Origin of the sequence: Luteitalea pratensis (assembly GCF_001618865.1) — a bacterium.
GTDB lineage: Bacteria > Acidobacteriota > Vicinamibacteria > Vicinamibacterales > Vicinamibacteraceae > Luteitalea > Luteitalea pratensis.
The window spans coordinates 3,514,901-3,527,725 of the sequence record NZ_CP015136.1; the positions used below are offsets into that span (position 1 = coordinate 3,514,901).

The 12,825-nt window shown below is 66.7% G+C and carries 9 protein-coding genes; 8 read left to right on the plus strand and 1 reads right to left on the minus strand.

What is annotated here, in order from left to right; translation table 11 throughout:
* Positions 1-52: 52 nt before the first annotated feature.
* Entirely contained in the window at positions 53-1,627 is a 1,575-nt protein-coding gene (gene xylB, locus LuPra_RS14450) for a xylulokinase (RefSeq protein WP_110171404.1), read from the minus strand.
* Between the two features lie 222 nt (positions 1,628-1,849).
* On the opposite strand from xylB, the gene LuPra_RS14455 reads away from it, so the two are divergent.
* The 8 genes from LuPra_RS14455 to LuPra_RS14490 all read left to right on the plus strand — a co-directional run bounded on the left by LuPra_RS14455 (position 1,850) and on the right by LuPra_RS14490 (position 12,558).
* On the plus strand, positions 1,850-2,752 hold the full coding sequence (locus LuPra_RS14455; RefSeq protein WP_234800885.1) for an alpha/beta hydrolase: 903 nt from the start codon (positions 1,850-1,852) through the stop codon (positions 2,750-2,752).
* Between the two features lie 199 nt (positions 2,753-2,951).
* A complete protein-coding gene (locus tag LuPra_RS14460) occupies positions 2,952-4,583 on the plus strand; it encodes an FAD-dependent oxidoreductase (protein ID WP_110171405.1) in 1,632 nt (543 codons plus the stop codon).
* A 172-nt stretch (positions 4,584-4,755) separates the two neighbouring features.
* Positions 4,756-5,775: a Gfo/Idh/MocA family protein gene (locus LuPra_RS14465; RefSeq protein WP_234800937.1), complete on the plus strand. Its 1,020-nt coding sequence runs from the start codon at positions 4,756-4,758 to the stop codon at positions 5,773-5,775.
* A 12-nt stretch (positions 5,776-5,787) separates the two neighbouring features.
* On the plus strand, positions 5,788-6,438 hold the full coding sequence (locus tag LuPra_RS14470; RefSeq protein ID WP_110171407.1) for a gluconate 2-dehydrogenase subunit 3 family protein: 651 nt from the start codon (positions 5,788-5,790) through the stop codon (positions 6,436-6,438).
* A complete protein-coding gene (locus LuPra_RS14475) occupies positions 6,438-8,207 on the plus strand; it encodes a GMC oxidoreductase (protein WP_110171408.1) in 1,770 nt (589 codons plus the stop codon). Before LuPra_RS14470 ends, LuPra_RS14475 begins: the two co-directional genes overlap by 1 nt.
* A 117-nt stretch (positions 8,208-8,324) precedes the next feature.
* Complete coding sequence (locus tag LuPra_RS14480; protein ID WP_234800886.1) at positions 8,325-10,172, plus strand: GMC oxidoreductase; 1,848 nt, start codon at positions 8,325-8,327, stop codon at positions 10,170-10,172.
* A 119-nt stretch (positions 10,173-10,291) separates the two neighbouring features.
* Positions 10,292-11,455 carry a Gfo/Idh/MocA family protein gene (locus tag LuPra_RS14485; RefSeq protein ID WP_110171409.1) on the plus strand — a complete coding sequence of 388 codons (1,164 nt, stop codon included), beginning with the start codon at positions 10,292-10,294 and terminating at the stop codon, positions 11,453-11,455.
* A gap of 140 nt (positions 11,456-11,595) precedes the next feature.
* Entirely contained in the window at positions 11,596-12,558 is a 963-nt protein-coding gene (locus LuPra_RS14490) for a sugar phosphate isomerase/epimerase family protein (RefSeq protein ID WP_110171410.1), read from the plus strand.
* The last annotated feature ends 267 nt before the right edge of the window (positions 12,559-12,825 follow it).

Below are 12,825 nucleotides of genomic sequence, written 5' to 3' on the forward strand. Positions count from 1 at the left end.
GTGTAGATCACTGGAGCCCCTTCGTCTCATTACGGGCCAAATTTAAACCGGCTCAGGGCTCAGGTCTCAAGCTTGAGGCTTGAGGCTGGAGGCTGGAGGCTGGAGGCTGGAGGCTTGAGGCTTGAGGCATCAGGAGTGCCTGTACCTGCTTCAGCGCCGGGTACAGGGCGCGGTAAGCGAGGTACTGACGGGCCAGCACGGCCGCCCCTTCGCCTGGCGTCACTTCGCTGGTGACGCGCACGACGCGGTCGCAGGCCGTGTCGACGTCCGGCCACAAACCGACGCCGACACCGGCAAGGAGACCGGCGCCGCAGGCTGCACCTTCCTCGGCAGCCACCGTTTGCACCGACTGGCCGTAGACGTCGGCCTGCACCTGCCGCCACAGGGCTGATCGCGCGCCACCGCCACCGAGGCGGATTGCCTCCACGGGCACCTGCATCTCCCGGAGGATGGTGAAGCTGTCCTGCAAGCTGAAGGCGACGCCTTCGAGGATGGCCCGGATGACGTGCCCGCGTGTGTGCGAGGCCGCCAGGCCGATCAGCGCCGCACGCGCCGAGGCATCGAGGTGCGGCGTCCGTTCGCCCATCAGGTACGGCGCCCACAGCACGCCGTCGGCGCCCGGCGGCACCGCCAACGCCTCGTCGGTCAGTCGTTCGTACGGGTCGCGGCCATCGCTGCCGCCCGAGCCGAAGCGATCCCTGAACCAGCGCAGCGACAACCCCGCCGCCTGGGTGACGCCCATCACGTGCCATCGTCCCGGGACGGCATGGCAGAAGGTGTGGACGCGTCCACTCGGATCCAGTGCCGGCCGGTCCGTCGCGGCGAACACGACGCCGGAGGTGCCGATCGTGGCGCAGACGGCGCCGGCGCGGACGATGCCCATGCCGACGGCGCCGGCAGCCTGGTCGCCGCCACCGGCGACGACGGGTGTCCCGGCGAGCAACCCGACAGCGGCCGCGCCTTCGGCGGTCAGTGAGCCGGTCACCTGGGGACCTTCGAACGCTTCCGGCAACAGCGAGGCCGGCAAGCTCGTGGCCGCGAGCATCTCGCTGGACCAGGTTCGTCGCGCTACGTCGAAGAGCAGCGTGCCCGATGCGTCGGCGACGTCGGTGGCCATCCGCCCGGTCAGGCGGAATCGAATGTAGTCCTTGGGCAGGAGCACGTGGCGGACGCGGGCCCAGGCGTCAGGCTCGGTTCGTCGGACCCACAGCAGCTTCGGCAGCGTGAAGCCCGTCAGCGCCGGGTTACTCGTCAACTCGATCAGGCGCGCCGCGCCGATCCGCTCGGTGAGTTGGTCGCACTCTGCCTGCGTACGCTGGTCGCACCAGATCAGGGCAGGCCGGACGACCGCGCCCGCAGTGTCGAGCAGGGTAGCGCCGTGCATCTGCCCACTCAGCCCGATGGCGACGATATCGGATGCCTGAAGGCCGGCCTGCTCGAGCGCGCGAGGCACCGCCTGCCGACAGGCGCGCCACCAGTCGTCGGGATCCTGTTCCGCCCAGCCTGTGTGCGGTGACGCGAATGGCGCGTGGTCAGAGGTCGCAGACGCGATCACGGTGCCCGACTCGTCCAGGATGAGGGCGCGCGTGCCGCCGGTACCGACGTCGATGCCAAGGAGGTAGGTCATAGGAGATCACGATCGGGTACCGGGTACCGGGTACCGGGTACCGGGTGCCGGGTACCGGAACCGGATGCCCGAACCGGCTGCATGCTATAACACGCACCACTCCGAACGCCTGCCGCGCCGAAGCCCAGAGGCGGAGCCGGGCTGAACGTTGAACGCTGAACGCTTGATCCTGATACGCAACGTCGAACGCTGAACCTCCGTCCCCGATTCCTCCACGCCGCCATGCACCACCGCTTGCCTGCTGCTGTCCTCATCGCGCTCGCCATGTCCACGCCTGCCGCCGCGCAACTACCCGCCACGGGCACCGAGTTGCCGCTGTGGTCCGGTCCCGTGCCCCTGGCCAACGGGACCGGCGTCGAAGACACGCCGGCACTGACGGTGTACCAGCCGGCACCGGGGACGGCGACCGGAGCCGCGTTCGTCGTGTTGCCGGGCGGTGGCTATCGCGGGCGGGCGGCGCATGAAGGGGAGCCGGTGGCGAGGTGGCTCGCCTCCGTCGGCGTGACCGCATTCGTGGCGCGGTATCGCGTGTCCCCATATCGGCATCCGGCGCCGCTGTTCGATGCGTTGCGCGCGATCCGATACGTGCGGGCGCACCGCAAGGACTGGGGCCTGGACGGTCGCGTCGGCATCCTGGGCTTCTCGGCCGGCGGGCATCTCGCCAGCAGCGCGGCGACACAGTTCACCGAGGGTGATCCGAGCGCCACCGACGTGATCGAGCGGGTGAGCAGTCGGCCCGACCTGGCCATCCTGATCTATCCCGTCATCACGTTCACCGACGAAGCGGTGGTCCACAAGGGATCCCGCACGAACCTGCTCGGCGCCGACGCGACGCCCGAGCAGATGGCGGCGATGTCGTCCGAGCTCCGCGTGACGAGTCGGACGCCGCCAGTGTTCATGGTCCACACGACCGCCGACACCGGGGTGCCCCCGGAGAACAGCCTGCTGTTCGTGCAGGCCCTCCGCAAGGCCGGTGTCGACCTCGAGTTGCACCTCTACGAAGGGGGGCGCCACGGCTTCGGTCTCGGCGAAAAGGAAGGGCCCATCGGCACCTGGCCGGTGATGGGCAGCCTGTGGCTCCACAAGCACGGGTTCGCGAAGGAGACGACACTGTCGATCAGGTAGGGACGCCTCTCCGAGGCGTCCATCTCCGCAACTCCGGACGCCTCTCCGAGGCGTCCATCTCCGCAGCTCCAGGCGCCTGGGGCCTCCACGGCACCGGTCGAGGTGCGTCCCGAGGTTCTGGACCGCTCGGAGAGCGAGGTTCTAGACCGCTCGGAGAGCGAGGGTCTGGACCGCTCGGAGAGCGGTCCCTACCAATCTCATGAGACACACACTTCTCGGCACGCTCGCCATTCTCGTCACTTCGTCGGCCGCCATCGCGCAGCCCGCCCCCAACACGTTCGACGTCGTGGTCTACGGCGGCACTGCCGGCGGCGTCGTCATGGCCATCGCCGCGGCGCGCGAGGGTGCCTCGGTGGCGTTGCTCGAGCCGCGCGATCACCTCGGCGGGATGGTCTCGGGCGGCCTGGGCTGGACCGACTTCGGCAAGAAGGAGGTCATCGGCGGGTACGCGCTCGAGTTCTACGAGCGCGCCGGCAAGAAATACGGCGTGCCGATCCAGTGGTATCTCGAGCCGCATGTCGCCGAGAACATCTTCCACGAGTGGGTCGCCGAGGCGGGCGTGCGCGTGTTCTTCCGGCATCGGCTGGTCGAGAAGACGGGGGTCACCAAGGACGGGCTGCGCGTCGTGGCCATCCACATGGAGAACGGCGCGACCTTCCGTGCCAGGGTCTTTGCCGACGCGACCTACGAAGGGGACCTGATGGCACAGGCCGGCGTGTCCTATACGTTCGGACGCGAGGGAAGCGACAGGTATGGCGAGTCGCTGGCCGGCGTCCGCGATCGGACGCCGCTGCACCAGTTCCAGGTGAACATCCCGGCGCGCGACGCGTCCGGCGCATTGCTGCCGGAGGTGTCAGGCGAGCAGCGGTCGTCGGCAGGCACCGCCGACACCAAGCTGCAGGCCTACAACTTCCGCGTGTGCATGACGCAACGCGAGGACAACCGCGTGCCGTTCCCGATGCCGAACGGCTACAGCCCTGGTCGATTTGCGGTGCTGGCGAAGATGCTGGCGGCCATGGACGCGATCAAGAAGGCCGCCGCCTCCGATCCGGCCGGCGCGGAACGCCGCGGCGACCCGAAGAGCCGGCTGACCCAGCCGTGGACGTTGTGGGATGTGATGAAGCCGGATCCGATTCCGAACGGCAAGACCGACACCAACAACAACGGCGCGTTCTCGACCGATTACATCGGCGGTAACTATGCCTACGCGGAGGGTGATTACGCGACCCGCGCACGCATCTGGCAGGCGCACGTCGATTACGTCCAGGGCTTCCTGTATTTCCTGCAGCACGATCCGCTCGTGCCCGCGGCGCTGCAGGCGGCGATGACGCCGTGGGGCCTCTGCAAGGACGAGTTCGTCGACACGGAGCACTGGCCCCACCAGCTCTACGTGCGTGAAGCGCGTCGCATGGTCGGGGAGTTCGTCGTCTCACAGAAGGACATCCAGACCGAACTCACCAAGCGCGACGCGATCGGCATGGGCTCGTACAACAGCGACTCCCACAACATCCAGCGCATCGTCAACGCCGAGGGATTTGCCGAGAACGAAGGCGACATGCAGGTATCGGTGACGCCCTACCAGATTCCGTATCGCGTAATGCTGCCGCGCCGTACCGAGGCCACCAACCTGCTGGTGCCGGTGGCATTCTCGGCCTCGCACGTCGCCTACTCGACGCTGCGCATGGAGCCGCAGTACATGATCATCGGCCACGCCGCCGGGGTGGCCGCGAAGATGGCGATCGATGCCGACATCCCGGTCCAGGCCGTGCCGCCAGCGGCGCTGAGAGCCAGGCTGTCGAGCCAGCGCGCTGTCTTCGAGTGGACCAGGTAGGGACCGCTCTCCGAGCGGTCCAACTCCTCCACCGCACGACCCTGCGTGGCGATGGACGCCTCGGAGAGGCGTCCCTACCCGCCCGCTCCTCTCTGCCGGGTTGTACGCGCCCGGCGCGTGTCATATGCTCGCGTCATTTGAGTGCGATCGAGCAGCGGAGCCATCGGTGACGATGCGCGTGGGATTCACCGGCGGCGGCAACATCACCGACACACACATCCGGGCCGTGCAGGGCGTGCCCGGTCTCCAGCCCGTCGGCGTGTGTGGCCCGAATGCGACGAAGGTGGGCGCCCTCGCCGCTCGTGACGGCCTCATCAGTGCGGCGTCGCTCGAGTCGCTCCTCGGCCAGACCCCCCTCGACATCGTTTGCATCGGCACGCCCTCGGGTGTGCATGCCGACGAGATTGCGCTTGCCGCCTCGCGCGGCTGCCATGTGCTGTGCGAGAAGCCGCTCGACGTGACGCTCGAGCGCGTGGACACGGCCATCGCCGCCGCCGAACGCGCGGGCGTGTCGCTCGGTATCTTCTTCCAGGATCGATGCACGCCGGCATTTCAGGAGGCGCGCGAGGCCATCGCGTCAGGGCGACTCGGTCGTGTGCTCCTCGTGGACGCCCGCGTGAAGTGGTACCGGGCGCCGGAGTACTACAAGACGGCGGCCTGGCGGGGCACGCCGTCGCTCGACGGTGGTGGCGCGCTGATGAACCAGGGGATTCACACCGTCGACCTGCTGCTCTACCTGCTCGGTGACGTGACCGAGGTCCAGGCACGTGCCGCGACCGTGCTGCATGCGATCGACGTGGAGGACACGCTGGTCGCGTCGATGGTCTTTGCATCCGGCGCCGTCGGCACGCTCCAGGCGACAACGGCCGCGTGGCCCGGTTACCCGCGCCGTGTCGAAATCACCGGCAGCGAGGGCACCCTGGTGATCGAGCACGACCGGATCGCGAGCTGGGACCTGAAGAGTGGGCACCAGGACGGCACCACGCTGACCAGCGCCACGAAGAGCGCGTCGACGGCCGTGGTCGCCGACGCGACGCCGCATCGTCGCGTGGTGGAGGATTTCGTCGATGCCCTGCAGCACAAGCGACGGCCCGCCTGCGATGGGCGCGAAGGTCGGCGCAGCATCGCCCTGGCCGAGGCGCTGTACGAATCTGCCAGGAGCGGGGCCCTGACCACCGTCGCCCACGACTAGCAGGCGAAGGGCATGGAGATCGAGATGAACGAGATCAACGAAACCGCGACCGCAGCCGGGATGAGCCGCCGCTCGATGCTCAAGGCGATCGGCACCAGCGCCGGAACCCTGGCGCTCCTGCCATTGATCTCGGAGGAGGGCGCGCTGGCCTTCGAGGCAATTCAGCGGGCCAAAGCCGCGCCCAAGCTGAAAGCGCTGACGGCGGCGCAGTACGCCACCGTCGACGCGTTCACCGAGGCCATCATCCCGACCGACGCGCATTCGCCGGGCGCGAAGGCGGCGCGGGTAGCGGACTACATCGACCTGCTGCTCTCCGAATCCGATGCCGCCTTGCGCAACACCTGGACGCAAGGGCTCGTCGCGCTCGACGAAGCGGCCGTCGCGAAGTTCAAGGCCCCCTTCGTGAAGCTCGGCGCGGCACAGGTCAACGAGTTCCTGACCGAGATCAGCGCCAACGAAATGCAGCCGAAGACGCCTGTCGAACTGTTCTTCCGCACCACCAAGGACGCGACGATTCGCGGCTACTACACGTCGGAAATCGGCATTCAGCAGGACCTGCAGTACAAGGGCAACCAGTACCTCCCCGAGTTTGTCGGCTGCCTCACCGAGGACGGCAAGGATTGTCCCCACTGCGGCCAGAAGGCCCAGCCAATGGCCGAGTGATGCACGCCCAACCTGTCGCCCCTCTCACTCCCGGGCGCGAGCCCTACGACGCCATCGTCGTCGGCTCCGGTGCTGCCGGCGGCATGGCCGCGTTCCAGTTGGCGATGTCGGGCATCAAGGTGCTCCTGGTCGAGGCGGGGCGCATGCTCGACCCGCAGAAGGAGTACAAGACGATGGAGTGGCCGTACAAGGACGTGCGGCGCCAGCGTCTGCCGGTGGACGAGTTCGCGCTCTCGGCGGCCGAGTACCGCACGCTTGACCGACCCTACGGGCTCACGCCCGAGATGCAGAAGTACAAGAAGGTGATGTCCTACTCGGGCAATCACTTCACGCGCGAGTGGATGGCCGACGAGAAGCAGAACCCGATCACCGGGACGCCGTATGCGTGGGTCCGTGCCCGCGTACTTGGCGGCAAGACCAATCTCTGGGGGCGCGTGTCGTTGCGCTTCTCGGAGCTGGATCTGAAGGCGAAGAGCCACGACGGGTTCGGCGAGGACTGGCCGATCGGCTATGCCGACATCTCGCCCTACTACGACAAGGTGGACACGCTGCTCGGCATCTCGGGCACGAAGGAGAACATTCCGCACCTGCCCGACGGCATCTTCCAGCGGCCGCTGAAGCTCAATTGCGGGGAAGTGCAAGTGCAGCGGGCGATCGCGAAGATGGGGCGCAGGCTGATTCCGGGTCGCGCCGGCGTGACCACGGACGGCGTGCTGAGCAGCAAGTACCGGTCGCGGTGCATGGGCCGCGGCCGCTGTGGCCGGGGCTGCGACCTGAACGCGGCGTTCCATTCGCCGGCCGCGCTGATCTTCCCGGCCCGTGACACCGGCAACCTGACGGTGCGGCCCGACTCGGTCGTGTCCGAGATCCTGATCGACGACAGCACCAACAAGGCCACGGGCGTCCGGGTCATCGACCGAAATACGAAGGAGACGATGGACTTCAAGGGACGCCTCGTGATCGTGGCGGCGTCCTGCCTCGAGTCGACGCGGTTGCTGCTTAACAGCAAGTCGGCGAGCCGTTCGAACGGAGCGGCGAATTCCTCGGGCGTGGTCGGCCACTATTTCTGCGAGCACGTGATGGGTCCGGGTGCGAGCGGCACGCTGCCGTCGCGCGTCGGCACCATGCCGACCAACGACGACGGGCGGCCGCAGAGCACGTACATCGTGCGGTTCCGCAACGTCACCGACAAGCATCCCGACTTCATTCGCGGCTACGGATTCCAGGGCGCGAGCGGCGCCGCGGAGTACCCGGCCAATGCCGCCGAGACCGCCGGATTCGGCGCGTCGTTCAAGAAGAGCGTCCGGGACACCTATCCGGCGCTGGTCAACTACGGCGGCTTCGGCGAGGTGCTCGCCCGCAAGGAGAACCGTGTCTTCCTCGACCCCGAGGTGAAGGACGCGTGGGGCATCCCGGCGCTGCGCTTCGACTACACGTTCGGCGACAACGAGAAGAAGATGGCCGCCGACATGGCGGACACGGCCGAGGAGATGCTCCGCGCCGCCGGCGCCACCGACATCACGGTACGGCGCGACATCCTCACCGAAGGCTGGTCGATCCACGAGATGGGCACCGCGCGCATGGGCAACGACCCGAAGAGCTCGGTGACCAATTCGTTCGGCCAGACGCACGACATCAAGAACCTGTTCGTCGTCGATGGCAGTATCTTCGTGTCGGCCAGTTGCCAGAATCCGACGTGGATGATCATGGCGCTCTGCTGGCGCGCCATGGACTACGTGAAGGACGAGATGAAGCGCGGCAATCTGTAGGGAATGCCGCGATGCTGCGATGCCGCGATGCCAGGAATGGCGCGGCTCGCGGCGAGCTCTAGTCCGCCTTCACAGCATGCGGCATTCGCGGCATTCCGGCATTTCGGTATTCCACCCATGCAGCCCTCCCGCCCTCCCGCACGTCCGCAGTCCGACGCTTCGCTGGACATCGATCTGGCGGCCGTGCTCGCCGAGTCACAGGCGATGTCGAAGAGGGTCACGCCTGGATCCGGCCCCTGGGACGTGATCATCGTCGGCTCCGGTGCGGCAGGCGGCATGGCGGCTTTCCAACTCGCCACGGCCGGCATCAAGGTCCTGGTCCTCGAGGCCGGCCGGATGCTGGACGGGCAGAAGGAATACCGGACCATGGAGTGGCCGTATCAGTCGCTCCGTCGCCAGCGTATGCCGCCGGACATGCGCAGCCTGAACGTCGCCGAGTACAACTTCGTCGACCGGCCCTACAGCAATCATCCCGAGTTCGAGAAGTACAAGAAGCTCACGAGCTACGCCGCCAACACGTTCACGCGCAACTGGGTCGTGAACGAGAAGGAGAATCCGACGACGGGGACCCCGTACGCCTGGGTCCGGGCGCGCATTCTCGGCGGCAAGACGAATTTCTGGGGGCGCGGGGCGCTGCGCTACGGCCCGTACGAGTTCAAGGCCGCGAGTCACGACGGTTACGACGTCGACTGGCCGATCGGCTACGACGACGTGAAGGGCTATTACGACAAGGTCGACACGCTGCTCGGCTGCTCGGGCAGCAAGGAAGGACTCGACCAGGTGCCCGACGGCATCTTCCAGACGCCGTCGAAGCTGAATTGCACCGAGACGGTCTTTCGCAACGGCATCGCCACGCTCGGACGCAAGCTGATTCCCGGTCGTGCGGGCATCACGACCGACGGCGTGTTGAACAACAAGTACCGGCAGCGTTGCATGCGCCGCGGGCGTTGTGGCCGCGGCTGCGACCTCAACGCGTCGTTCCACTCGCCTGCAGCGCTCATCGCGCCCGCGCGCGACACCGGCAACATGACGCTCCGGCCGTATTCGGTGGTGCGCGAGGTGCTGCTCGACGAGGACACCAACAAGGCCCGGGGCGTGCGGGTGATCGATGCGCAGACCAGGGAAGTCATGGACTTCACGGCGCGTGTCGTGGTGCTCGGCGCCGGCACGCTCGATACCACGCGCATCCTGCTGAACTCGAAGTCGTCGCGGTATCCGAACGGGCTCGGCAACACCAACGACGTGCTCGGCCGGTACCTGAGCGAACACATCATGGGCGTGCGCGGCAGCGGCTTCATCCCGCAGCGTATCGGCAAGACGCCGACCGTGGACGACGCCCGCGGCGTCGGCCCCTACATCCCGCGATTCCGCAACATCGGCACCGACAAGCGCACCGACTTCATCCGCGGTTACCACTTCCAGGGCGGCGGCGGCGCCGCGGAGTATCCCAGTCACGCACACGGCGTGAAGGGATTCGGGGCCTCGTTCAAGAGTTCGGTGCGCACGTACTATCCGGCGCCGATCGCGTTTGGCGGCTTCGGCGAGGTCTTGCCGCGCTGGGAGAACCGTGTCCTGCTCGACACGCAGGTCGTCGACGCGTGGGGGATCCCGGTGCTCCGGTTCGACTACCGGTTCGGCGACAACGAGAAGAAGATGCTGGCCGACATGGCCGGCTCGATCGAGGAGATGTTCAGGGCCGCCGGCGCCGAGGACATCGAGATCGGCCGCGAGGCGTTGCCGGAAGGCTGGTCGATCCACGAAATCGGCACGGCGCGGATGGGCACCGATCCGAAGACCTCCTACGCCGATGCCTGGTGCCGCCCGCACGGCGTCGCCAACGTGTTCCTCGCCGACGCGAGTCCCTACGTGTCGGGAGGGACGCAGAACACCACCTGGACCATCCTCGCGATGTGCTGGCGGACGATGGACTTCGTGAAGGAACAGATGCGGACAGGAAGCCTGTAGGCAATTTCAAAATTGCAGAATTCCAGAATTTCAATAGCATTGTCCGGGGCTTCGACCTGCCGACGTGGCCGGTGAAATTCTGAAATTGTGAAATTCTGCACTTTCGTGAGGAGTTCCTTGTGAAGCGAATCGGGATGGGTCTGGTCGGGGCGGGTTTCATCGGTCCTCATCACCTGGAGGCGGTGCGTCGGCTCGGGTTCGTGGACGTCGTCGCCATCGCCGACTTCAACGACGAACTGGCTCGGCAGAAGGCCGAGGCCCTCGGCGTGCCGAAGTGGTACGGCAACTACCAGGCGCTGCTGGACGATCCCGACGTGCACGTGGTGCACAACGCGACGCCCAACTACATGCACCACCCGGTGAGCATGGCGGCGATCGCGGCCGGCAAGCACATCGTCTCGGACAAGCCGCTGGCGATGACGTCGGCGCAGGCCCGGGAACTGCTCGACGCGGCCACGGCGAGGGGTGTCGTGCACGCGGTGACGTTCAACTACCGCGGCAACCCCCTCGTGCAGCAGGCGCGGACGATGATCGCCAAGGGCGAGATCGGACCGCCGCGCTTCATCCACGGCCAGTACCTGCAGGACTGGCTGCTGTTCGACACCGACTACAGCTGGCGCCTCGAGCCCGACAAGGGCGGCGAATCCTCGGCGATGGGCGACATCGGATCGCATTGGTGCGACCTGGCGCAGCACGTGTCGGGGCTGCGCATCACCCACGTGCTCTCGGATCTCACGACCGTCATTCCGGTGCGCAAGAAGCCATCGGGCGCACGGTTGGCGTTCCAGAAGGCGAGTGCCGAGGACGCCTACGAGTCGGTGGAGATCAAGGTCGAGGACCTGTGCTCGGTATTGGTCCGCTTCGAGAACGGCGCGAAGGGCACGTTCTCGGTCGGGCAGGTGTGCGCGGGGCACAAGAACGACCTGTGGCTGGAGGTCAACGGTGGTGAAGCGTCGCTGCGGTGGCACCAGGAAACGCAGAACGAGCTGTGGATCGGCCACCGTGCCAAGGGCAACATGATCCTGCAGAAGGATCCCTCGCTGATGGATCCGGACGTCGCGGGCCTTGCCAAGCTTCCGGGCGGGCACCAGGAAGCCTGGCCGGATGCCTTCCGCAACGTCCTTCGTGCCGTCTACGAGCACATCGCGGAGGGACGGCCGATGAGCGAGCGCCCGCCGTATTTCTCGTCGTTCGAAGATGGGTGGCGGGCCAACGCCGTGATCGACGCCGTGCTGGCCAGCCATCGGAACGGCAACGTGTGGACGGCCGTCGCCACACTGTAACTACGCGAAAACGCTGAACGCTGAATGCTGAACGCCGATTGACGCTCTTCTGCAGCGTTCTGCGTTCGACCCTCGGCGTTCGTCAGCATCATCTACAAGCCAGTGGAGGTTGCTCGCTGGCCATAACGAGGAGCCTTTCCATGAAGCTAGGCGTGTTCACGGCCCTGTTTGCGGGGCTCACGCTGGACCAGGTGATCGAGAAGGTGACGGCGGCCGGACTCGATGCCGTCGAGATCGGCACCGGGGCCTACCCGGGTGCGGCGCACATCGACGTCGAGGACCTGCTCTCGAGCAAGGCCAAGGCAAAGGCGTACAAGAGGAAGCTCGCCGACGCGGGCCTGACGATTTCGGCGCTGTCCTGCCACGGCAATCCGCTGCATCCCGACAAGGCATTCGCAAAGGACCACGACGAGGTATTCCGCAAGACGGTGCGTGTCGCCGAACTGCTGGGCGTCGGCGTGGTGAACACCTTCTCCGGATGCCCCGGCGACAGCGAGGGCAGCAAGGTGCCCAACTGGATCACCTGCGCGTGGCCGCCCGACTTCCTGAAGGCGCTCGACTGGCAGTGGGAGAAGAAGGTCATCCCGTACTGGACGCGGGCCGGCAAGTTCGCCAAGGATCACGGCGTCCGCGTGGCCCTCGAGTCGCACCCGGGGTTTGCGGTCTACAACGTCGAGACCGCGCTGAAGTTGCGCCGCGCCGTGGGCAAGCAGATTGGCGTCAACTTCGATCCGAGCCACCTGTTCTGGCAGGGCGTGGACGTGCCGGCGGCGATTCACGCGCTTGGTGACGCGATCTTCCACTTCCACGCCAAGGACGTGGCGCTCGACCGCAACAACGCGCGCCTCAACGGCGTGATCGATGCCAAGTCCTACACGCGGATGACGGAACGCTCCTGGCTGTTCCGCACCGTGGGCTGGGGGCATGGCGCTGGCGACTGGGCCGAGATCATGAGCGCCCTCCGCCTCGTCGGATACGACCACGTGGTCAGCATCGAGCACGAGGACGCCCTGGCCTCGGTCGATGAAGGCCTGGCCAATGCCGTGAAATTCCTCCGGCCGCTGATCCTGAAGGAACAACCCGCCGAAGCTTGGTGGGTCTGAGACTTCACGGCCACCACCTGCCTCGTGCGATGAGAAATGGCCTCAGGGGAGCATCTCCCCTGGGGCCATTCGTCGTTCACGGGTTCCTTCGTAATCTTGGTGTTTGTTTCCGAACTTTCGGATCGCGCAAAATTGGTCATACCAATGTAAGGCCTGTAACAAGGTCGCAATGTCCGTCCCTCATGCGCCCGTTGGCGAAGGCACCCAGGCGGGGTGTCCCACCTTTGCGTCACGGAGCAATTGACACGGTCCAGCACCGGTGATAGC

Coding starts and splice junctions, on each gene's coding strand:
- xylB (WP_110171404.1), bottom strand. CDS start 1,627: ATGACCTACCTCCTTGGCATCGACGTCGGTACCGGCGGCACGCGCGCC.
- LuPra_RS14455 (WP_234800885.1), top strand. CDS start 1,850: ATGCACCACCGCTTGCCTGCTGCTGTCCTCATCGCGCTCGCCATGTCC.
- LuPra_RS14460 (WP_110171405.1), top strand. CDS start 2,952: ATGAGACACACACTTCTCGGCACGCTCGCCATTCTCGTCACTTCGTCG.
- LuPra_RS14465 (WP_234800937.1), top strand. CDS start 4,756: ATGCGCGTGGGATTCACCGGCGGCGGCAACATCACCGACACACACATC.
- LuPra_RS14470 (WP_110171407.1), top strand. CDS start 5,788: ATGGAGATCGAGATGAACGAGATCAACGAAACCGCGACCGCAGCCGGG.
- LuPra_RS14475 (WP_110171408.1), top strand. CDS start 6,438: ATGCACGCCCAACCTGTCGCCCCTCTCACTCCCGGGCGCGAGCCCTAC.
- LuPra_RS14480 (WP_234800886.1), top strand. CDS start 8,325: ATGCAGCCCTCCCGCCCTCCCGCACGTCCGCAGTCCGACGCTTCGCTG.
- LuPra_RS14490 (WP_110171410.1), top strand. CDS start 11,596: ATGAAGCTAGGCGTGTTCACGGCCCTGTTTGCGGGGCTCACGCTGGAC.